This window comes from Pseudomonas sp. Marseille-Q5299 (assembly GCF_943737035.1).
GTDB lineage: Bacteria > Pseudomonadota > Gammaproteobacteria > Pseudomonadales > Pseudomonadaceae > Aquipseudomonas > Aquipseudomonas putida_E.
The window spans coordinates 344,902-365,170 of record NZ_CALSFR010000004.1 but is presented as its reverse complement, the minus strand read 5'-3'; the positions used below and the strand labels follow the sequence as shown (position 1 = coordinate 365,170).

29 protein-coding genes, 1 tRNA gene and 1 pseudogene are annotated in these 20,269 nt (G+C 59.2%); 19 read left to right on the top strand and 12 right to left on the bottom strand.

Annotation, left to right across the window (positions count from 1 at the left end):
- The first annotated feature begins 8 nt into the window (after positions 1–8).
- From NGJ21_RS14530 to NGJ21_RS14505, 6 genes are all read left to right on the top strand, one after another.
- On the top strand, positions 9–641 hold the full coding sequence (locus NGJ21_RS14530; RefSeq protein ID WP_060709518.1) for a DEAD/DEAH box helicase family protein: 633 nt from the start codon (positions 9–11) through the stop codon (positions 639–641).
- A gap of 11 nt (positions 642–652) precedes the next feature.
- A complete protein-coding gene (locus NGJ21_RS14525) occupies positions 653–1,309 on the top strand; it encodes a hypothetical protein (RefSeq protein ID WP_201870850.1) in 657 nt (218 codons plus the stop codon).
- A 59-nt stretch (positions 1,310–1,368) separates the two neighbouring features.
- Positions 1,369–2,034: a 3'-5' exonuclease gene (locus NGJ21_RS14520; RefSeq protein WP_251962249.1), complete on the top strand. Its 666-nt coding sequence runs from the start codon at positions 1,369–1,371 to the stop codon at positions 2,032–2,034.
- A 3-nt stretch (positions 2,035–2,037) separates the two neighbouring features.
- On the top strand, positions 2,038–2,226 hold the full coding sequence (locus NGJ21_RS14515; RefSeq protein ID WP_251962248.1) for a hypothetical protein: 189 nt from the start codon (positions 2,038–2,040) through the stop codon (positions 2,224–2,226).
- Between the two features lie 81 nt (positions 2,227–2,307).
- Entirely contained in the window at positions 2,308–2,640 is a 333-nt protein-coding gene (locus tag NGJ21_RS14510) for a DUF7740 domain-containing protein (RefSeq protein WP_251962247.1), read from the top strand.
- Positions 2,641–2,647: 7 nt separating this feature from the next.
- Positions 2,648–3,172, top strand: a complete 525-nt coding sequence (locus NGJ21_RS14505) for a hypothetical protein (RefSeq protein ID WP_251962246.1) — start codon at positions 2,648–2,650, stop codon at positions 3,170–3,172.
- Here the strand turns inward: NGJ21_RS14505 and NGJ21_RS14500 are convergent.
- Positions 3,121–3,498, bottom strand: a complete 378-nt coding sequence (locus NGJ21_RS14500; RefSeq protein ID WP_251962245.1) for a hypothetical protein — start codon at positions 3,496–3,498, stop codon at positions 3,121–3,123. The two genes, NGJ21_RS14505 and NGJ21_RS14500, sit on opposite strands and share 52 nt — an antisense overlap.
- 88 nt (positions 3,499–3,586) lie before the next feature.
- On the opposite strand from NGJ21_RS14500, the gene NGJ21_RS14495 reads away from it, so the two are divergent.
- Positions 3,587–4,345, top strand: a complete 759-nt coding sequence (locus NGJ21_RS14495) for a hypothetical protein (RefSeq protein WP_251962244.1) — start codon at positions 3,587–3,589, stop codon at positions 4,343–4,345.
- 107 nt (positions 4,346–4,452) lie between these two features.
- Here NGJ21_RS14495 and NGJ21_RS14490 read toward each other — a convergent pair whose 3' ends face one another.
- On the bottom strand, positions 4,453–5,115 hold the full coding sequence (locus NGJ21_RS14490) for a hypothetical protein (protein WP_251962243.1): 663 nt from the start codon (positions 5,113–5,115) through the stop codon (positions 4,453–4,455).
- Positions 5,116–5,167: 52 nt separating this feature from the next.
- Here NGJ21_RS14490 and NGJ21_RS14485 point away from each other — a divergent pair, with 52 nt between their 5' ends.
- Positions 5,168–5,938 (top strand): hypothetical protein, encoded by a 771-nt coding sequence (locus NGJ21_RS14485; RefSeq protein ID WP_251962242.1) that lies wholly within the window; start codon positions 5,168–5,170, stop codon positions 5,936–5,938.
- A 4-nt stretch (positions 5,939–5,942) separates the two neighbouring features.
- On the opposite strand, the gene NGJ21_RS14480 is transcribed toward NGJ21_RS14485, so the two are convergent.
- On the bottom strand, positions 5,943–6,503 hold the full coding sequence (locus NGJ21_RS14480) for a hypothetical protein (protein ID WP_251962241.1): 561 nt from the start codon (positions 6,501–6,503) through the stop codon (positions 5,943–5,945).
- A gap of 129 nt (positions 6,504–6,632) precedes the next feature.
- Between NGJ21_RS14480 and NGJ21_RS14475 the strand changes: the two genes are divergently transcribed.
- The 9 genes and pseudogenes from NGJ21_RS14475 to NGJ21_RS14430 all read left to right on the top strand — a co-directional run bounded on the left by NGJ21_RS14475 (position 6,633) and on the right by NGJ21_RS14430 (position 11,398).
- Positions 6,633–7,394 (top strand): hypothetical protein, encoded by a 762-nt coding sequence (locus NGJ21_RS14475; protein ID WP_251962240.1) that lies wholly within the window; start codon positions 6,633–6,635, stop codon positions 7,392–7,394.
- Positions 7,395–7,473: 79 nt separating this feature from the next.
- Positions 7,474–7,896, top strand: coding sequence for a hypothetical protein (locus tag NGJ21_RS14470; protein WP_251962239.1), 423 nt, complete (start codon positions 7,474–7,476; stop codon positions 7,894–7,896).
- A complete protein-coding gene (locus tag NGJ21_RS14465; RefSeq protein ID WP_251962238.1) occupies positions 7,896–8,165 on the top strand; it encodes a hypothetical protein in 270 nt (89 codons plus the stop codon). Before NGJ21_RS14470 ends, NGJ21_RS14465 begins: the two co-directional genes overlap by 1 nt.
- Entirely contained in the window at positions 8,162–8,473 is a 312-nt protein-coding gene (locus NGJ21_RS14460; protein ID WP_251962237.1) for a phiTE_015 family protein, read from the top strand. The genes NGJ21_RS14465 and NGJ21_RS14460 overlap by 4 nt, the downstream gene beginning before the upstream one ends.
- The gene (locus NGJ21_RS14455) at positions 8,461–8,880 is read left to right on the top strand and encodes a DUF2591 domain-containing protein (RefSeq protein ID WP_251962236.1); all 420 of its coding nucleotides are present in this window, start codon (positions 8,461–8,463) and stop codon (positions 8,878–8,880) included. Before NGJ21_RS14460 ends, NGJ21_RS14455 begins: the two co-directional genes overlap by 13 nt.
- Positions 8,877–9,155 (top strand): DUF4031 domain-containing protein, encoded by a 279-nt coding sequence (locus NGJ21_RS14450; RefSeq protein WP_251962235.1) that lies wholly within the window; start codon positions 8,877–8,879, stop codon positions 9,153–9,155. The genes NGJ21_RS14455 and NGJ21_RS14450 overlap by 4 nt, the downstream gene beginning before the upstream one ends.
- A gap of 84 nt (positions 9,156–9,239) precedes the next feature.
- Positions 9,240–9,473, top strand: coding sequence for a hypothetical protein (locus NGJ21_RS14445; protein WP_251962234.1), 234 nt, complete (start codon positions 9,240–9,242; stop codon positions 9,471–9,473).
- 56 nt (positions 9,474–9,529) lie between these two features.
- The gene (locus NGJ21_RS14440) at positions 9,530–9,907 is read left to right on the top strand and encodes an XkdD/Y8K6 family phage-associated protein (RefSeq protein WP_125922939.1); all 378 of its coding nucleotides are present in this window, start codon (positions 9,530–9,532) and stop codon (positions 9,905–9,907) included.
- 312 nt (positions 9,908–10,219) lie between these two features.
- Positions 10,220–11,398, top strand: a pseudogene (locus NGJ21_RS14430) (tyrosine-type recombinase/integrase).
- Positions 11,399–11,477: 79 nt separating this feature from the next.
- Here the strand turns inward: NGJ21_RS14430 and NGJ21_RS14425 are convergent.
- From NGJ21_RS14425 to thrS, 9 genes are all read right to left on the bottom strand, one after another.
- A tRNA-Pro gene (locus tag NGJ21_RS14425) sits at positions 11,478–11,554 on the bottom strand.
- 98 nt (positions 11,555–11,652) lie between these two features.
- Positions 11,653–12,009, bottom strand: coding sequence for a MerR family transcriptional regulator (locus tag NGJ21_RS14420; RefSeq protein ID WP_008100384.1), 357 nt, complete (start codon positions 12,007–12,009; stop codon positions 11,653–11,655).
- Entirely contained in the window at positions 11,990–12,292 is a 303-nt protein-coding gene (gene ihfA, locus NGJ21_RS14415; RefSeq protein WP_003250679.1) for an integration host factor subunit alpha, read from the bottom strand. Before ihfA ends, NGJ21_RS14420 begins: the two co-directional genes overlap by 20 nt.
- A gap of 4 nt (positions 12,293–12,296) precedes the next feature.
- Positions 12,297–14,678 (bottom strand): phenylalanine--tRNA ligase subunit beta, encoded by a 2,382-nt coding sequence (gene pheT / locus NGJ21_RS14410; RefSeq protein ID WP_237860461.1) that lies wholly within the window; start codon positions 14,676–14,678, stop codon positions 12,297–12,299.
- 31 nt (positions 14,679–14,709) lie between these two features.
- A complete protein-coding gene (gene pheS / locus NGJ21_RS14405; RefSeq protein WP_046787172.1) occupies positions 14,710–15,726 on the bottom strand; it encodes a phenylalanine--tRNA ligase subunit alpha in 1,017 nt (338 codons plus the stop codon).
- A gap of 110 nt (positions 15,727–15,836) precedes the next feature.
- On the bottom strand, positions 15,837–16,193 hold the full coding sequence (gene rplT / locus NGJ21_RS14400; protein WP_003250671.1) for a 50S ribosomal protein L20: 357 nt from the start codon (positions 16,191–16,193) through the stop codon (positions 15,837–15,839).
- 28 nt (positions 16,194–16,221) lie between these two features.
- Positions 16,222–16,416 carry a 50S ribosomal protein L35 gene (rpmI, locus tag NGJ21_RS14395; protein ID WP_012313865.1) on the bottom strand — a complete coding sequence of 65 codons (195 nt, stop codon included), beginning with the start codon at positions 16,414–16,416 and terminating at the stop codon, positions 16,222–16,224.
- A gap of 60 nt (positions 16,417–16,476) precedes the next feature.
- Positions 16,477–17,028, bottom strand: coding sequence for a translation initiation factor IF-3 (infC, locus tag NGJ21_RS14390; protein WP_174141673.1), 552 nt, complete (start codon positions 17,026–17,028; stop codon positions 16,477–16,479).
- Complete coding sequence (gene thrS, locus NGJ21_RS14385; protein ID WP_046787173.1) at positions 17,028–18,950, bottom strand: threonine--tRNA ligase; 1,923 nt, start codon at positions 18,948–18,950, stop codon at positions 17,028–17,030. The genes infC and thrS overlap by 1 nt, the downstream gene beginning before the upstream one ends.
- A 335-nt stretch (positions 18,951–19,285) precedes the next feature.
- Here thrS and NGJ21_RS14380 point away from each other — a divergent pair, with 335 nt between their 5' ends.
- Both NGJ21_RS14380 and NGJ21_RS14375 read left to right on the top strand, forming a co-directional pair.
- Positions 19,286–19,588 (top strand): hypothetical protein, encoded by a 303-nt coding sequence (locus NGJ21_RS14380; protein ID WP_115275249.1) that lies wholly within the window; start codon positions 19,286–19,288, stop codon positions 19,586–19,588.
- Between the two features lie 159 nt (positions 19,589–19,747).
- Positions 19,748–19,960 (top strand): cold-shock protein, encoded by a 213-nt coding sequence (locus NGJ21_RS14375; RefSeq protein WP_012313861.1) that lies wholly within the window; start codon positions 19,748–19,750, stop codon positions 19,958–19,960.
- Positions 19,961–20,269: the final 309 nt, after the last annotated feature.

Sequence of the window (20,269 nt, the reverse complement as noted above, 5' to 3'; positions counted from 1 at the left end):
GGTGCCACATGGCAACCGTAACCCTGATCCTCGGCAAGTCCGGGGCTGGCAAGAGCGCATCGCTGCGCAATTTCAAGCCTGATGACGTGGCCTTGGTCCAGGTCATCAAGAAGCCGCTTCCTTTTCCTGGCTCTAAGGCCTGGAAGTCCTACGTTACCGACAACTGGGTCAAGGTGATCGGCGCCTGCCGCCAGACCAAGCGCAAAGTCATCGTGATCGACGACTTCCAGTACATCCTGGCCAACGAGTTCATGCGCCGGAGTGAGGAGAAAGGATTCGACAAGTTCACCGAGATCGGCCGGCACACCTGGAACATCTTCGAGGCACTACTCGGCCTGCCAGATGACGTTCGGGTCTACATCCTCAGCCACACCGAGGAGACGGACGCCGGCCAGATCAAGATGAAGACCATCGGCAAGATGCTCGACGAGAAGATCACCTTGGAAGGCATGGTCACCATCGTCCTTCGCTCTGTAGTCAGTGACGGACAGCACCTATTCAGCACCCGCAACAACGGGTCGGACACCACAAAGGCCCCGATGGGCATGTTCAACGAGGCGCTGATCGACAACGACCTCGCGTTGGTCGATGCCGCGATCTGCGAGTACTACGACCTCACCAACACTACTCAGGCCGCATAGGAGCCTTCTGAATGTTCAATCTGGACGCAAATGCCGCGCGCGCAGCGGACAACAAGTCAGCCTTCATCGACGAGGCAGGCAAGTTCATTGGCGAGTTCCTGCGCGCCGAGTACATGGAGAAGCAAGAAACCGGGTCGACCGGTATCGGCTTCACCTTCAAGAGTCGCGACGGGGCCGAGGCAACTTTCTACCTCAACCTGACGTACCAGCATGGCACCCGCAACGAGGGTGGCTACGCGATGATGAACGCCATCATGGCCTGCCTGCAGCTGCGCACCGTCGGCGCCCCGCAGCCAACCCAGTTCGAGAAATGGAACAACGACACCAAGCAGCGCGAGCAGGTCACCGCCCCGGGCTTCCCTGAGCTGCTGAAAAAGCCCATCGGCCTGCTCATCCAGATGGAGATCGAGAAGAACAGCCAGACCGGAATGCCGCGCCCAATAATCTACGCGCCGTTCAGTGCTGAATCCGAGAAGACAGCATCCGAGATCCTAGACCCGCGCTGCACCAATCCAGCCAAGCTGGAAAAAATGGTTCAGCAGCTCATGAAGAAGCCGGTGCATGACCGCCGACCGAAGTCTGCCCAGGTCGCCGGCGGCTACACCCAGCCAGACAACTATGACTACGGCGCGCCGCCCGATTTCTCGGACGATATCCCGTTCGATTGACCGCTGGTCAGCAGCAACCACGCTGCTGACACCCCTTCTTCTTGCGAAACGGACCTCATATGACCGCCTACATTTTCGACTCTGAAACCACCGGCCTAAACAACCCCGAACTGGTTGAGGCAGCCTGGCTGCAGCTCGGCGCGGGCTTGGCCGTCACCGGCGAGTTCTTGCAGCGCTACAAGCCATCCAAGCCAATCGAGCTGGGCGCCCTGGCAACCAGTCACATCCTGGACGAAGAGCTCATCGACTGCCCGCCGCATGATTCCTTCAAGCTGCCGGAAGACGTCACTTACCTGATCGGGCACAACGTCGATTACGACTGGGGGGTGATTGGCAAGCCGGATATCAAACGCATCTGCACCAAGGCCCTGAGCTCCATGCTTTGGCCTGACGCCGACTCGCACACACAGTCAGCGATGATCTACCTGCACTACCGGTCGGAGGCGCCCGAACTGCTGCGAAACGCCCACGCCGCGCTGGACGACGTGAAGAACTGCCGTCGCCTTCTGGTGGCAATCTTCACCTCCCTGAAGGCGCAGCTGGGCCGGCCGGTGGCCAGCTGGGAAGAGCTCTGGGAAATCTCCGAAGACGCCCGAATCCCGAAGGTCATCCGCTTCGGCAAGCACGCCGGCTCGAAGATCGAGGATATCCCGCGCGACTACAAGCGATGGCTGCTCGGCCAGGCCGACATCGATCCGTACCTGCGTAAAGCACTGGAAAAATAAGCCATGCCACTCGCAACCATCCTCGAACTGCTCCAGCGCCGGAAGGAGCTGGAGCAAAACCTGCAGCTTCTGTTCAACCGTAGCTGCCAGTGGAGCCGCGCCGAACGAGTGCGCGGCGCAGCCACCATCGAGAACCTTACCCAGCAGCTGGTCGAGGTGACCGAACAGCTCGACACGGCCCGCGCCGCATGAGGCGCATCAGCACCATAGTCCGCCAGCGCCGGCGGCAGGAACAGTTCCACCTGCCGCCCAGCGACCTCACGGAGCACAGACATGCAGAAAGCACCCTCTGGAGTGGTAACCCTGCCGGCCTGGATGAATCGGCCGGTGAAGAAGCTGTACAACACCCGCAGCGGCGGCCAGTACCGGCCTGATGACGTAGCCCTGGCCTTTGCACTGAGCCTGCGCGTGCACGACAGCGCCGACCACCTGCGCAGGCTGGCCCGCCGCCTGGTCGACAAAGTCTGCCTGGAGCACCAGCCGAACATGAAGCGCCTGGCCCGCGAGCCGGACGACGCCAAGGTGTTCGACGCGGCGCTCAAGATCATCAACCGGGTGTGCGACCTACTGGAGTACGCCCCGGGCACGGCGTTCGTGCGCAATTGAGGCGATGATGGCTCTGACGCAGCAGCAGCGTGACGAGAAGCGACGCGCCAAGGCCGAGCGCCTGCAGGAAGAAGACCTGCGCTTGAAGGTTCGACCAGGGACTAAGCAGGCCCTGCTGGAACTGATGGAGTGGGCCGGGATCGAGGAACAGGGCGAGGCGATGACGCTGATGATTCATCACATCGAAGCGCTCGGGCATCACGCACTGTTCAGGATCGCGCGCCACGAAATCGAAGCTCACCGAGCTGTGGCGCGGACTGAACCGCTGCGGCTATCGGCCAGGAAGCGAACCGGCCAGCACCTGCGAGCGATCTGCGGTTGGGCGGATGCCTCGGCCAGCCAGATGATCGAGGCGCTGATCCACGGCATTCAAGCCCTGGGCAGGCTGCACGCGGCGAAGTTTCTCACCCCGCCACGGCACGAGATCAGCATCTCGCCGCGCCTGGCCCTGGCCTTCGACCGGAAGAGCATGTTGATGATTCAGCAGGATCCGGGCGACGAAGTGATCACACCTGATGATAGATCAATGTGAGGAAGCTCTTCTTTGAGGATGGCCTCAGCATTCCGCATCGCGTCGGTAGCGTAGCGGTAGTAAATATGCAAATCATCGTTCGTAACACGATCGTCTTTTAGGTGCCATTGCTTACACCGTGAAAGCGCTACACCAATACGACCATTGTCCATAATCCGATTGGCCGCTTCTAAGCCTTCAGCTTTAGATATCGCAGCGGTCAAAAGCGCAACCTCCTCAAGCTTTTGATTGACTGCTATGAGCCCAATGTAATCTCGATCCTGAATCTTCACCCAAAGATGGTCTGTTATCTCCCTCATTTCCCCAACTCCTTCAATTGGCGTCATTGCCGGTCACCCGTAATACCCCATCCCAAACCAAATTGCCACCATGCCGCATCCGGCCACGGAGGGCGGCGCATGCATGGAGAAAGCCATGAACGACGAACAACGCCACCAAGAATGGATCGCTCAGCGCAAAGCCGAAAAGGCCAAGCGCCGCGAGCGGGCCGCCGAGTGCTTGAAGGACCACGAATACACCGTCCTGGCTGACACCGATCAGCTGAAGGTATGGCGCTGCAAGGCGCCGCGCACGGCCTGCTACGCCTTCGACATCCTGATCACTCGCTTCGGCATCGCCGTCGTGGGCGACATCAACGGCCTGACCTTCAGCGTCGGCCTGTCCTACGGCATCGAGTTCCTGGCCGGCGACGACATCGGCTACTACATCCACTCAAAGCTTGAAGAGCACTGCCGCGAGCGTGAGTTTGACGAGCAAGCCTTCCGCGCGGCACTGGTTACTGGCGTATGCAGCCAGGTCTGCGAGAAAACCGACGAGGACCAGTTCGACGCCCTGCCCGAGTGGATGCGCAACGACGGCGGACTCCACGAGGCCGGCCGATGGGACGAGCTCCGGAAGCTGGTTAAAGAGCATCTTGCAGCCATGCCCTATGGCGAGGATGGCCGCGACTTCTGGGACTCGCTGAACGATCTCCTGAGCGAGGCCGATGACATCAGCTACGTCGAGCAAGCAAGCATGTTCATGGGCGAGCACCACGAAGAGCTTGGCCTGGGCTGCGACTACTGGGAGATCACCATCGACAAGCCGCGTGACAGCCTGATCAACCGGCTGTACCTGATCAACCATGCCGCCAAGGCGATCGTCGCTCAGCAATCCGAAGCGAAAGCCGCTTGACCCGAGCTGCTCGCCAGCGCCTCCCCTATTCAACGATAACGCCTCCCCGGCGAGGGCGGCGCTTGCATTCACCGATCACTGGAGAACAAAGGGGTAAGATTAGTAATTCAAGTACTGAGAAAAGGATGTTTTTCAGCAGAGTATGTAGGGTAAGGCTCGTCCTCATCTTTATAACTTACAAAAGAAAAGGATTGCCTTCCGCGGCGCCCGCTCCTCCTTCTGTATTCAACTGAAAATACAAATTCTTCCCATTCTTTCATCCCGCCTCTCTGAAGGGCTACGCAGTCACCCGAAAACATCGTACCTATGCCCTTGCTTGGATACTCTCTACCTCCAAGTTCAGCGACAACCTTAATGTCCTCACAATACTCTCCAAGATTATGCAAATTAAATGAGAAATAGAAGTCACCTTCATCATCCCAGCCGCTATCGGATGCCACCACCTTAAAAAGAGGCTCTAGAGAATTCTCATGATTACGCAGAGCAACTTCATTCGCCGAAGCCATCTTCGCCTGCTCGGTAACAGCATTGTTTAACTCGGTCGCTTGAAGCCTAAGAGCTTCTGTACCCTGCCTCAACTCGTCACCTTGCTGAAAATATCCAAACACTAGCCATGCTAAGGCCAGCGGGCCGAAAACCCCAGCGAGATAGTCTCCTAGCTCATTAAGATCCAAAGCCCTCAAATCATCAATTCTAAACACGCAGATCAAAGCGAATCCGCAGATATATAAAACCGAAAATGCTACAGCAATCTTTGTCCTTAAACTCATCCTATAACACCCCTAATCTCTCAGGCCAATATAGTACTAGCCAGGAGCCATTATGCCCAATCGAATCGTCTGCCAGTTCAGCTGCGGCGCCGCGTCGGCGGTGGCCACCAAGCTGGCCTTGGCAGAGTACGGCAGCACGCACGACGTTCAGATAATCAACGCGTTCCTTGCCAACGAGGAAGCCGATAACCGCCGGTTCGCCCAGGACTGCGAAGCCTGGTTCGGCCAGCCGATCACCGTCCTGCGGGACGAGAAGTACGGAGCCGACGCTCATGAGGTGTTCCGCCGCGAGCGCTACATGAAAGGCCGAACTGGTGCGCCGTGCACAAAGATCCTCAAGCGGCGCTTGCTCGACACGTGGAAACAGCCTGGTGACGTTATGGTGTTCGGCTATACAGCCGAAGAGGCCGACCGCCTGGATGACTTCCGGGAGCGCAATCCGGACCGCCCGGTGATTGCCCCACTGATCGATCGCGGCCTGGGCAAGGACGACTGTAAGGCCATCTTGCTGCGCGCAGGCATCGAGCTGCCACTCATGTACCGGATGGGCTACGACAACGCCAACTGCATCGGCTGCGTGAAGGGCGGCGAAGGCTACTTCCGGGCGATCCGACAAGACTTCCCTGAGCAGTTCGAGGCGTTGTGCGCCATTCAGGACGACCTGGGTGAAGGCTCCTTCCTATTCCGCAACCGCACCACCAACGTACGGTTTTCGCTACGTGATTTGGGCGATGGCCCGGTGCGTCGCAACGAGAAATTACCGGCCTGCTCGTTTTTTTGCGAGCTGGCCGAGGCTGAAATAGGTAATGCTCACAGATCCTAAATAGTTAACGATGCGCCGCAACCAGATCCATCGCCAGATATCGCATTGCTCCAATCACCTCAGAAACATATGCGGGAGACACGCCGCGCAGAACCTTGCCTTTAATATCCAAGTGCGCATGCTCAATATCTACTTCTCTCGCACCGCCATGAACCAGAGCATTCCTCACCTCTCGTACATTCTTATCAAGAAAATCTACTGTCGGCTTTGGAAATGGACGGCCATCTGCAACCTCGATTCGTTCAATATACTGAGAAAATGATGATGCACCGCGCTTCAGCGACGACCAATCAAGCCCTTTGATTTTATAAAGCTCCATGGCTATGGCATCTAGATTTCGCTCAAGCATGGCCCAAAGCATTATGACTTGCGACTCAATTACGTAACTTGGAAATTCACCCTTGAACACTCCTTCCAAATCGTATTCGAAGCCAGATATACCCGACACAAGAAGCTCATCCCGCTCATCATCGTAGGCAAAACCATGGCCACGAAGATATTCCTGATCAAAATTCTCACAGAACAATCTAGCCTGCTCATTCTGTTGATCGATGAACGCCGACATGAACTTAACAGCCTCTAGCAAAGAATATCTAACCGATGTTTCATGCTGCCCAGGCGCAATATTGAATACCACTTAACCACCTCTTCATTATGAATCAATGAGCAGATTCTACACTCGCAAGGTATCCCCATGCCCACAGAAAACCGATCCAGCAACACCGAGATGGTCAGCGTGCCAGCTGCGCACGACTTGGCCGGGAAGGTCAGAGAAGCCCTTGATCGCCAAGCATGCCCTGATGCATGGATGGTCACTGCGTACGAGGCTGTCGTGAAGAGTTTTCCGATGCCAGCCCCGCAGCCCCACCCTGAGCCAATAGCCTGGATGGTTGGTACTGCCATCTGGTGGACCAAAGAAGAGGCAGAGAGGGATGCGGCGGCGACTGGGCTGCCGATTGTTGGGCTGGGGCCGATGACCGGTGCCGCTGAGGTTGATCGGCTGCGGGTAGAGCTTGGCTACATGCGGGAGGAGCGCGACGACCTTAGCGCCAAGCTCGATCGTTTCTACTCGCGGAGCCATGGCATCAAGAACCTGGCCGCCATCGAGGAGCTGAGCGACAAGCTGGCCGAGCGAGATGCGCTGCTGCGCGACAAGTCTGGCGACCTTATCCGCATGGCGGCTCACCTAATCAGCGCACCGTTATTCGCTCTGCAAGACCTTCAGGACGAAGACAAGAAAATGACCAGAGCACGGGTTGACCATGCCGTTGACGTTGCTGATGCACGATTGAAGGATGCCGCCTACGAGCTACGCCGGATCGCTGATGCCCTATCCGCCAGCGCAGGACCAAGCTCGCCGACATGGTCGTGCCAAGCATGCCAGGCTGAGCAACCAACTGACCGCGCGTGCGATGCGTGTGGCGGCCAAACCGCGTTGATCGCCGCCGAATCCTGACAGGAGTACATCCGTACTCTTTCCGCTGTAACCCCTCTCCCCTCTATTCACTGCCGCGATATGGCAGAAGGACGAAGTCATGTCTGAAGGAAAGCAACAAGCCTGGCCTGACCATTTCCGGTACATCGATTCAATCGGCCCCGAAGGCGTCACGATCGTTTGCCGGCGCTACGTGGTGATCCGAGAAACCGAGCATTGCTACTGGCTTGTGCCCGAAGGGCATGAGGGGTATGCCATGGCGCGGCAGGAAGCCACTGGCAAGGTCTGGGCAAATGCCAAGCGCGTTTCGAAAGACTCTTGGCGCCGGTTCGCCTACCCCGACAAAGAAGAAGCGCTCCGAAGCTACAAGGCCCGCAAGCGCCACCAGCTGAGCCATGCCGAGCTGGCCATGGAGCGAGCAAAGGCCGCATTGGCCGACATCAAGGACATGGAAGCGATCAACGACGAGCACGTGTGTGCCGGCGGCGATTACATCAAACAGCTCAACTGGGTGGACTGCTGATGACCCGCCTCGCCCTCTGCCTCCTGCTGCTGGCCACCGGCGCCAGCGCAGCCGAACTGCCGTCAGGCGTCTGGACTTTCGAAGACAAGCCGCGGGGCGTCGTCTGCTACGTGATGGGGTCGCTTGGCAACGACTCGATCAGCTGCGTGAAGGTATGGCTCCCGCAAGTAGCGGAAAGCCAGCGCCAGCTCTCCCCGCACGAAACCCAACCCGAACCTACACCCGCACTGGCGCCTGGGCGCTGGATTGATGAGAGGTATCAGCTGTGAGCGAAAAGAAGCGTGACTATGTCCGTGACGAATTTCTTGAGTGGCTTGCTGATGAGTGCCGGCAACGCGGAGAAAGCTTCACAATCTGCACCGATCAGGACCGTTTTGATCGTTACAGGCTGGTTTGGGTGCAGACATCCTGGATTGCGTGGCAGGCCAGTCGTGAGGCTGTTGTAGTCGAGCGGCCAGATAAGTGCGAGTTCGCAGAGCCTGGCGGCGATTACGAGAAGGGCTATCGCCAGGGTCTACGCAGCATGGTCGACATGATCGAGGCCGAAGGCTTCAAGGTGGCGCCATGGCCGACCTGATCGAAGTGAAGACGGCGGACCTGGCCGGCGAAGCGCTGGGGTGGGCCGTTGGCAAGGCCGAAGGGCTGGACGTGTTCCTGGAACCACCGGAGTACGGCAACCCCTGGCGCGTGTTTGCCCGGTACCGCGCCACGGTGACCGAGCACACCAAGCGCTACAACCCGTGGGAAGACTGGGCGCTAGGCGGGCCATTGATCGATAAGCACCGCGTTCAAACGAGCTTCAACGGTAGCGGCTTCAGCCGAAGCCCAACCGGAGAACACTGGTGCGCGTACGTGTGCAAGGCCAGCGGCCAGGAGGTCTTTCCAAGCGGTGGCGGCCCGAGCACCCTCACTGCCGCCTGCCGCGCCGTCGTCGCAGCCAAGCTCGGCGATACCGTCCAGGTGCCGAAGGAGCTATGCACATGACCGTATACGTCGACGACATGAACGCCGGCTTCGGCCGTATGAAGATGTGCCACATGTTCGCGGACAGCACCGCAGAACTGCTGTCGATGGCTGACAAGATCGGCGTACAACGCAAGTGGATCCAGCACGCCGGGACCATCAAGGAGCATTTTGACATCTGCCTGAGCAAGCGCGCCAAGGCCGTGAGCATGGGGGCTGTCGCGATCACCTACCCCGAAGGCACGCAAGAGCTGATGCGCAAGCGCAAGACGGCGCTGAAGGAGACCCAGCCATGATCCTGCCCCTGATGTACATGGCCTACCTGATCTACAGGGGGCCGCGATGAGCGCTCACCAGGCCACAACCAGCCAGGAGGCCATATGGGCTACATCAACCCGCTGCTGAAGCTGCCAGCAGGCCGCGCCCTGCTGGAACTTCCCGCCCAAGATCGTGCGCGTATAGAAGCAGTGCTCCGCGAACTGCGCGCCCAGGCCGACGCCGAGGCTGAAAATTCCTGGCACCGCCGCAAGGGTCCGATGGCCGCCTACTGGCGCGCCGTTTCCACGTATGCCCGTCACCTAGCGCACGCGCTTTCGCGTAACTCCCAGCCTTAATTCCTCCCCCTACTACTCAAGCCCGCCGACATGCGCGGGCATGGAGAGCTATTGCCATGACGAAACACAAACACACGCCCGGCCCATGGGAAGTCCTGAACGAAACCGAGGTTTTCACCGGTCTCGGCGCTGACAGCGGCGATGGCGTGAAAGCACTCCCCTCTGACGGCTGGATGATCGCTGACTGCGGCGACTGCGTGACCTTCACCGAGATCGGCCCTGCGGAACTCAGCCGGGACCTGCGCCGGGCCAACGCAAAGCTGATCGCCGCGGCGCCCCTGCTTCTGGCCGACCTGACCGCAGCCGCCGCCCAGTTGCGCAAGTACGAAACCCTGCACAGGGCAAAGGGCACTGCTGACAGCCTGGCCAAAGCCGAGGTCAACGCTGAGTTGGCGTCACGGTTCGAACAGACCATCGCACAGGCCACGACCTGACAACCAACCTGCCGCCACCGGCGGCGTGGAGACCCACATGGCAAACGCCAGCGCGGCACCGGCCGCACGCATTCAGCCGCGCATCATCCGCGCAGGCGATGCACCCCAATACCTCGGCATGTGCCGATCTGAATTCAACAAGACCGTCAGGCCGCATGTGAGCGAGTTTCCCATCGGGGAGCGCGGCATCGGCTTTGACCGAGAAGAACTGGACGCCTGGGTGAACGACTACATCCAGGCCATGGCAATTGCGAAAGAAGGCGCTCAGGGACGACAATCACCCGGCAGCGAGCGCCCATCAGGAGATAAGGGATGGCGCGAAAGACAATCACAGGCCTTTCCCAAAGGAACGGCATCTGGCACATCGACAAGAGGATCAACGGCGAGAGACTTTACGAAAGCACTGGAGTTAGTGACCGGGCGGAAGCAGAAAAGTACCTGATTCACCGCCTGGAGCAGATTCGCCAGCGCAAGGTCTATGGCGTTCGACAGGTTCGGACGTTTCGGGAGGCAGCCACCAGGTATCTGCTCGAGCACAAAGATCAGCCGTCTATCAAGCTGACCGCCCTGTGCCTGCAACAACTCGACCCATACCTGGGTGATTTGCCTCTGACACATATCGACGACCAGGCACTGGCCCCGTTCATTCGGGACCGGCAGACGGACGAAGACTTGCCGAATGGGAAAGTGAGGAAGGCAGTCAGCAACCGGACGGTGAACATCGCAATCGAGCGGGTGATTCGCGTGCTGTCGCTGGCTTGCCGGAAATGGCGGGATGAAGAGCGCAGGCCCTGGCTCGACAGCATTCCGCTGCTGGCCAAGCTGGAGGAGAAGAGATCCAGTCGAAAGCCCTAACCGATGTCGTGGGATGAGCAGTCGATTCTCTTCGGGGAGTTGCCGGACCACCTGCAGCGAATGGCCCTGTTCAAGGTGAACACGGGCTGCCGGGAGCAGGAGGTCTGCAAACTGAGGTGGGATTGGGAGATCTCGGTGCCCGAGTTGGGCACCAGCGTGTTCCTGATACCTGCCGACTTCGGTGGCCGGCACGAGAACTCAGGCGTGAAAAACCGGGACGAGCGTCTGGTGGTGCTGAACAGCGTGGCCAAGTCGATCATCGACGGGCAGCGAGGGATCAGCCGGGAGTGGGTGTTCCCGTACAACGGTACCGGAATGCACAGGATGAACGACTCGGCTTGGAAGAAAGCGAGGGTGCGCGCGGCAAAGCTCTGGCAGGAGCAACACTTGCGGCCGGCACACCCCGGGTTCGCTTCCATTCGCGTGCATGATCTCAAACACACTTTCGGCAGGCGCCTGAAAGCAGCGGGTGTAACCGAGGAAGATCGGAAGTCGCTTCTTGGCCACAAAAACGGAAGTGTGACCAGCCACTATTCTGGCGCGGAGCTGGGGCAGTTGATAGAGGCGGCAAACAAAGTTTCAGCGACGGACTCGCGTGGGCCGGTGCTGACAATTCTGAAGAGGAGACAGGCGTAAAAACCTGAGAAGTCACGCAAAAGTCACGCACATGAAAAAGGCCACTCCTTGCGGAAATGGCCTAAGTCATTGGGATTATTGGTCGGGACGGAGTGATTCGAACACTCGACCCCTTGCACCCCATGCAAGTGCGCTACCGGGCTGCGCTACGCCCCGACTACATTCTCATAACATCTGAGAACGATGAGAAATCTACCCTAACCTTTTGATAAATGGAAGCTTTTTTTCAAAAAATTCCATTCATCGGCTCTAGCTCACTTCTTCAACACCACCAGCACATCCTCCAACTCAACAATCATCTGCCGAATCAGCTGCTTGTACTGGCTTGACTCATCCTTCACCTCATCACTGGAGAGCCGCAACCGCGCCCCGCCAATGGTGAACCCCTGGTCATAAAGCAGCGCGCGAATCTGGCGGATCATCAGCACGTCTTGGCGCTGATAATACCGCCGATTGCCCCGCCGCTTCACGGGGTTGAGCTGAGGGAACTCCTGCTCCCAATACCGCAGCACGTGTGGCTTTACGGCACACAACTCGCTCACTTCACCAATGGTGAAGTAGCGTTTGCCCGGTATGGGGGGCAGTTCGTCGTTATGGCTTGGTTCCAGCATAGGCCTCAACCCGGGCCTTCAACTTCTGCCCTGGACGAAAGGTGACGACGCGCCGTGCAGTGATCGGGATCTCTTCCCCTGTTTTGGGGTTGCGGCCCGGCCGCTGGCGTTTGTCGCGAAGGTCGAAGTTGCCGAAACCGGACAACTTGACCTGCTCGTTCTCTTCAAGTGCGTGCCGAATTTCTTCAAAAAACAGCTCGACCAACTCCTTGGCCTCACGCTTGTTAAGCCCCAGCTCCTCGTACAGCCTTTCGGCCATCTCAGCTTTCGTCAGAGCACCCATGCCGTTATTTCCTTAACGTGGTGTTCAACCTTTGTTCAAGCGAGGTGAGGATGTTTTGCAGGGTAGTGTTCACCTCATCGTCGTTAAGAGTGCGCGATGGATGCTGCCAGGTCAAGCCGACGGCCAGGCTTTTTCTATCAGGATCAATACCTTTACCCTGGTAGACGTCAAACAGCCTGAGGTCTGTAAGCCATTCGCCTGCATTGTCACGAATTACTTCAAGCACGGCGCTGGCGGCCACGTCACGGCCAGCGATCAGGGCCAGGTCACGACGGGTTTCCGGGAACTTGGAGAGTTCGCTGAATTTCGGCAGGCGGCCTTCGACCACATCACCCAATACCAGCTCGAAGACGAACACCGGGCGGTCCAGGCCCAGGGCCTTGGCAACTTCCGGGTGCAGGGCGCCGAGGTAGCCGACTTCCTTGCCGTCGCGCTGGATGACAGCGGTCTGGCCTGGGTGCAGGGCGGGGTGTTTGCCGGCGGCGAAGGTGAAGTCGCTCAGGGCGCCCGAGTAACCCAGCAGGGCTTCGACGTCTGCTTTCACATCGAAGAAGTCGATGCTGTCACGGCCGTTGGCCCAGCCTTCTGGCAGGCGGCTGCCGGTGACAACGCCGGCGATCATGGGCTGCTGCTTCAGGTCACCCAGCTGGCCGACGAAGCGCAGGCCGCTTTCGAACAGGCGCACGCGGTCTTGCTGGCGGTTGAGGTTGTGCTGCATGGCTTTGACCAGGCCCGGCCACAGCGAGGCGCGCATGGCGGCCATGTCGCTGGAGATGGGGTTGGCCAGCAGCAGCGGCTCTACGCCTGGGGTGAACAGCTCGAACAGCTTCGGGTCGATGAAGCTGTAGGTGATGGCTTCCTGGTAGCCGCGGGCGACCAGCAGGCGGCGCAGGTTGGGCAGCTCACCGCGGGTTTCCGGGTTGGCCTTGGGCGCCAGGCGCGCTTGCGGGTAACGCACAGGCAGGCTGTTGTAGCCGTACAGGCGGGCCAGCTCTTCGATCAGGTCGACTTCCAGGCTGATGTCGAAGCGGTGGCTTGGCACCTTGACGGTCCACTCCCCTGCCCCGTTGGCCGTGGTGGTCAGCTCCAGGGCGTTGAGCATCTGCTCGACCTGGGCGGCCTGCAGCTCCATGCCGAGCATCTGGGTGATGCGTTCGGCGCGCAGGGTCACCGGGGCGACTTGCGGCAGGTGCTGTTCGCTGACGGCTTCGATGATGGGGCCGGCTTCGCCGCCGACAATCTCCAGCACCAGTGCGGTAGCGCGCTCCATGGCTTCGCGGGCCAGTTGCGAGTCGACGCCGCGCTCGTAGCGGTGCGAGGCGTCGGTGTGCAGGCCGTAGGAACGGGCCTTGCCGGCAACGGCGACCGGCTCGAAGAAGGCGCTTTCAAGGAACAGGTCGCGGGTTTTTTCGGTGTTGACGCCGCTGTGCTCGCCACCCATCACGCCGGCAATGGCCAGGGCGCGGGTGTGGTCGGCGATGACCAGGGTGTCGGCGCGCAGGGCGACTTCCTGGCCGTCGAGCAGCACCAGCTTCTCGCCCTCTTCGGCCATGCGTACGCGGATGCCGCCGTTGATTTCGGCGAGATCGAAGGCGTGCATCGGTTGGCCGAGCTCGAGCATCACGTAGTTGGTGATGTCAACGGCGGCGTCGATGCTGCGCACGTCGCTGCGGCGCAGGCGTTCAACCATCCACAGCGGGGTGGGCTTGCTGAGGTCGACGTTGCGGATGACGCGGCCCAGGTAGCGTGGGCACACGGCCGGGGCGCTGACTTCGACCGGGCGCACTTCGTCGTGGGCAGCCGGTACGGCCGGCACCACCGGGCGGGTGACCGGGACGTTGTACAGGGCGCTGACGTCGCGGGCCAGGCCAGCCAGCGACAGGCAGTCACCGCGGTTGGGGGTCAGGCCGATTTCGATGCTGGCGTCGTCCAGGTTCAGGTACTGGCGAATGTCTTCGCCTACCGGGGCGTCGGCAGCCAGTTCGAGCAGGCCGTCGTTTTCTTCGCTGATCTGCAGCTCTGCTGCCGAGCACAGCATGCCGAACGACTCGACGCCGCGCAGCTTGGCCTTCTTGATCTTGAAGTCGCCCGGCAGTTCGGCGCCGATCATGGCGAACGGGATTTTGATGCCCGGGCGCGCATTGGGGGCGCCGCAGACGACCTGGAAGGTTTCCTGGCCGTTGCTGACCTGGCAGACGCGCAGTTTATCGGCGTCGGGGTGTTGTTCGGTGGCGAGGATTTCGCCCACGACGATGCCGCTGAACTGGCCGGCAGCGGGGGTTACGCTGTCGACTTCAAGGCCGGCCATGGAAAGGCGGGCGACCAGTTCGTCACGGGAGACTTGCGGGTTTACCCAACCGCGCAGCCACTGTTCACTGAATTTCATGCTGTTCTCCTGAAAGTTGCGTCGATTGGGCCTAGCGGAATTGGGCTAAGAACCGCAGGTCGTTGTCGAAGAACAGACGCAAATCGTTGACGCCGTAGCGCAGCATGGCCAGGCGCTCGGCGCCCATGCCGAAGGCGAAGCCCTGGAATTCTTCAGGGTCGATGCCGGACATGCGCAGCACGTCCGGGTGCACCATGCCGCAGCCCAGCACTTCCAGCCAGCCGGTTTGCTTGCACACGCGGCAGCCTTGGCCGGAACACATCACGCACTGGATATCGACTTCGGCGGACGGCTCGGTGAAGGGGAAGAACGACGGGCGGAAGCGCACGGCCAGTTCTTTTTCGAAGAACACGCGCAGGAACTCTTCGATGGTGCCCTTGAGGTCGGCAAAGTTGATGTCGCGATCGATCAGCAGGCCTTCGACCTGGTGGAACATCGGCGAGTGGGTGATATCCGAGTCGCAGCGGTAAACGCGGCCCGGGCACACAATGCGGATTGGCGGCTGGGTGGACTCCATGGTCCGCACCTGCACCGGCGAGGTGTGGGTGCGCAGCAGCATGTTGGCATTGAAGTAGAAGGTGTCGTGCATCGCCCGGGCTGGGTGGTGGCCGGGGATGTTGAGCGCTTCGAAGTTGTGGTAGTCGTCTTCGACCTCGGGGCCTTCGGCGATGCCGTAGCCGATATGGGTGAAGAACTGCTCGATGCGTTCGAGGGTACGGGTGATCGGGTGCAGGCCACCGGTGGCCTGGCCACGGCCTGGCAGGGTCACATCAATGCATTCGGCGGCCAGGCGAGCGCTGAGTTCGGCTTCTTCAAAGGCTGCCTTGCGTGCGTTGAGCACTTCGGTGACGCGCTCTTTGGCGTCATTGATCAGCGCGCCGACTTTCGGGCGCTCTTCGGCTGGCAGGTTGCCCAGGGTCTTCATCACCTGGGTCAGTTCGCCTTTTTTGCCAAGATACTGAACCCGGATCTGTTCCAGGGCATTGATGTCTTCAGCGCGCTCCACGGCCTCAAGGGCTTGGGAGACCAGCGCGTCCAGGTTTTCCATGTACAGACTCCAGATACGAAAATAGGGGAAGAGCTTTGAAGGCTCTTCCCCTATCGATGACGTTTTACACCCGACAGCGCAGAACGCTGCCGGATGATTGTCGTGGGTACTTAAGCCAGAACGGCTTTAGCTTTCTCGACAATTGCAGCAAACGCCGCTTTTTCGTTCACTGCCAGGTCAGCCAGAACCTTACGGTCGATTTCGATCGACGCCTTTTTCAGGCCAGCAATCAGACGGCTGTAAGACAGACCGTTGGTGCGGGCACCGGCGTTGATACGAGCGATCCACAGTGCGCGGAACTGACGCTTCTTCTGGCGACGGTCGCGGTAGGCGTATTGGCCTGCCTTGATGACTGCCTGCTTGGCTACGCGGAATACGCGCGAGCGTGCACCGTAGTAACCTTTAGCCAGCTTCAGAATTTTTTTGTGACGCTTACGAGCGATAACGCCGCGCTTTACACGAGCCATGAGTAACTTCCTCTATCTTTGACCAGAATTAACGAACGCGCAGCATGCGCGCGACTTTCGCGACGTCAGACGGGTGCAGCAAGCTGCTACCACGCAGTTGACGCTTACGCTTGGTCGACATTTTGGTCAGGATGTGGCTCTTGAAAGCGTGCTTGTGCTTGAAGCCGGTAGCGGTCTTCAGGAAGCGCTTTGCAGCACCGCTCTTGGTTTTCATTTTTGGCATGTTGGAACTCCGCATTCGATAAAATTACACATAATCATCAGGCCTGCCGTGCCCGGGAGATTACTTCTTTTTCTTGGGGGCGATGACCATCATAAGCTGGCGTCCTTCCATCTTCGGATGCTGCTCAACGGTGCCGTATTCGGCGAGGTCAGCTTCAACCCGCTTCAACAGCTCCATGCCCAGCTCCTGGTGGGCCATCTCACGACCACGGAATCTCAGAGAGATCTTGGCCTTGTCCCCATCGGTAAGGAAACGTACCAGGTTGCGTAGTTTTACCTGGTAATCCCCATCCTCCGTCCCTGGACGAAACTTGATTTCTTTGATCTGGATCTGCTTCTGGTTTTTCTTGGCTTCGTTAGCCTGCTTCTTCTTTTCGAAGAGGTGCTTGCCGTAGTCCATGACCTTGCAGACAGGCGGTAACGCGTCTGCAGAGATTTCAACCAGGTCCAGCTTCGCTTCATCAGCGATACGCAGCGCTTCATCAATCGAGACGATGCCAACCTGCTCGCCGTCTGCGCCAATTAACCGAACCTCGCGGGCCGAGATATTCTCGTTGATCGGGGCCTTCGGTGCAGCACGTTTATCGTTTCTCATTTCACGCTTAATAGTCATTACTCCGATTCTTGGCGACCACGCCGGGAAACCGCATGTGTCAGAAGCTCAACGAACTGGGCGACGGGCATGGAGCCCAGGTCTGCACCTTCGCGAGTACGCACAGCGACGGTTTGCGTTTCGACTTCGCGGTCCCCTATAACCAAAAGGTACGGGACCTTGAGCAAAGTATGCTCGCGGATTTTAAAGCCGATCTTCTCATTTCTCAAGTCCGACTTGGCACGGAAACCGCTACCGTTCAGAGATTTCTCAACCTGAAGGGCGAAATCGGCCTGTTTGTCGGTGATGTTCATGATCACGGCCTGGGTCGGTGCCAGCCACGCCGGGAACACGCCGGCATAGTGCTCGATGAGCATGCCGATGAAGCGCTCGAACGAGCCGAGGATGGCGCGGTGCAGCATCACCGGGCGCTTGCGCGCGTTGTCTTCGGCGATGTAGCTGGCGTCCAGGCGCTCTGGCAGGTTCGGATCGTACTGCAGGGTACCACACTGCCAGTTACGGCCCAGGCAGTCGCGCAGGGTGAATTCGATTTTAGGGCCGTAGAAGGCACCTTCACCTGGCTGGTATTCCCATTCCAGGCCGGATTCGTTCAGGGCGTCGGCCAGTGCACCTTCGGCGCGGTCCCACAGCTCTTCGGAACCCACGCGCTTGGCGGGGCGGGTGGAGAGCTTCATGGCGACGTCGGTGAAACCGAAGTCCTTGTACACGTCCAGGGTCAGCTTGATGAAGTCGGCGGCTTCTTTCTTCACCTGGTCTTCGGTACAGAAGATGTGCGCGTCGTCCTGCACGAAGCCACGTACGCGCATGATGCCGTGCAGGGCGCCGGAAGGCTCGTTACGGTGGCAGGCACCGAATTCGGCCAGGCGCAGCGGCAGGTCGCGGTACGACTTCAGGCCCTGGTTGAACACCTGCACGTGGCACGGGCAGTTCATCGGCTTGACCGCGTAATCACGGCTTTCCGACGAGGTGGTGAACATGTTTTCGGCGTAGTTGGACCAGTGGCCGGAACGCTCCCAGAGGATGCGGTCGACGACTTGCGGGGTCTTGATTTCCGAGTAGCCGTTTTCGCGCTGGACCTGGCGCATGTACTGCTCGAGCACCTGGTAGACGGTCCAGCCGTTGGCGTGCCAGAACACCATGCCTGGCGCTTCTTCCTGCAGGTGGAACAGGTCGAGCTGCTTGCCGATCTTGCGGTGGTCGCGTTTTTCGGCTTCTTCGATGCGCTGGATGTAGGCAGCCAGCTGCTTCTTGTCAGCCCAGGCGGTACCGTACACGCGCTGCAGCTGCTCGTTCTTGGCATCGCCACGCCAGTAGGCGCCGGACAGCTTGGTCAGCTTGAATGCCTTGAGGAAACGGGTGTTCGGCACGTGCGGGCCACGGCACATGTCGACGTATTCTTCGTGGTAGTACAGGCCCATGGCCTGCTCGTCGGGCATGTCCTCGACCAGGCGCAGCTTGTAGTCTTCGCCACGGGCCTTGAACACGTCGATGACTTCGGCGCGCGGGGTCATCTTCTTGATGACGTCGTAGTCTTTTTCGATCAGCTGCTGCATGCGCTTTTCGATGGCGACCAAGTCTTCAGGGGTGAAGGGGCGCTCGTAGGCGATGTCGTAATAGAAGCCTTCGTCGATGACCGGGCCGATGACCATCTTGGCGGTCGGGTACAGCTGTTTCACTGCGTGGCCTACCAGGTGGGCGCACGAGTGACGGATGATCTCCAGTCCCTCTTCATCTTTAGGGGTGATGATCTGCAGGGTGGCGTCGTGGGTGATCAGCTCGCAGGCGTCGACCAGCTTGCCGTCGACTTTGCCCGCAACGGTGGCCTTGGCCAGGCCGGCACCGATCGAAGCGGCGACATCGGCTACGGATACCGCGTGATCGAACGCGCGTTGACTGCCATCGGGAAGAGTAATAGTGGGCATGGCGCCTCCTCTCCTAGTGGTGACCCCTACCAAAGGTCACATGGGTTGGGATGAGCCAGTACAAGATCCGACCTGCCTTCCTTGAAGGAAGCCTGCCTCACAGTGGCAGGAGCCTTTCGGCTTGCCAGGGGGACCTGAGTGACTGGAAAGTAAAAAGATAGTTGCACGCTGCACGTGTGCAGGTGCAAGCCGGGCATGCTAGCACGGGGGTTGCATGGCAGCGCAGAAATATTTGGAAATTACGCGGTAGCGGTGAACTTACACGGAAAATTTCCTATCAGACTTTGGGAAGCAACCTACTCTTGATGAGACCTTAACCCAAGGAGTGTCTGGTTATGCGAGTTCCGTCTCTTCTGGCCCTGGCGGCCGCTGGCGCCCTGCTGCTGCCCATGGCAGCCACCGCTGGCAACTTCCCTGCCGGCAAGGAGGGTGCCTACATGACGCAATGCAAACAGGTGGCGCAAGGTCAAGGTGTCGACGCTGCAACTGCAGACAAGCATTGTTCGTGCGGCGCGCAAGCCATCAAAGATAATTTCACTGATAAGGAGATCGAAGACCTGGACAGCAATGACGGCGTTGACGCCAAGCTGATGCAGAAGGCACAGACCGTCGTGCAAGCGGCCTGCAAGCCGAAATGAGCCATGCGCAGAGGGCTTTCCGGGCTTTATTTGCCCTGGATCAGCATCCTGCGAAGGTAAAAGACGCTACAGGCGCAGAATTAGACTATTATGGTGTCCGTGCTCCGTAGCCTCGGCCACATTGCACCACTGAAAATTAAATGTTCTGGAGATTCACCCATGTCCAATCGCCAACAAGGCACCGTCAAATGGTTCAATGATGAGAAAGGCTACGGCTTCATCACCCCAGCAGGCGGCGGCGACGACCTGTTCGTTCACTTCAAAGCCATCGAATCCGACGGCTTCAAGAGCCTGAAAGAAGGCCAGACTGTTTCCTTCGTTGCCGAAAAAGGCCAGAAGGGTATGCAGGCTGCGCAGGTTCGTCCGGAGTAATTCGGATAGCTGTAAAAAAACCCGCCCTTGTGGCGGGTTTTTTTATGGGCGTTTGCCAGGGCAGCATACGCCTGCCCTTCGTAGGAGCGGCCTTGTGTCGCGAAAGGGCCGCAAAGCGGCCCCGGCATTTCAAGCGGCGGAGCTAGAAACCTGGGGCCGCTTCGCAGCCCTTTCGCGACACAAGGCCGCTCCTACGGGGGGCGTGCCGTATTTGGAGCTGCATTATCGCCGACAGATGAGAAGGCTGAGGCTTCATCAATAGATGCATGGGCATTAACCAGGGCAGCACACGCCTGCACCTCGTAGGGG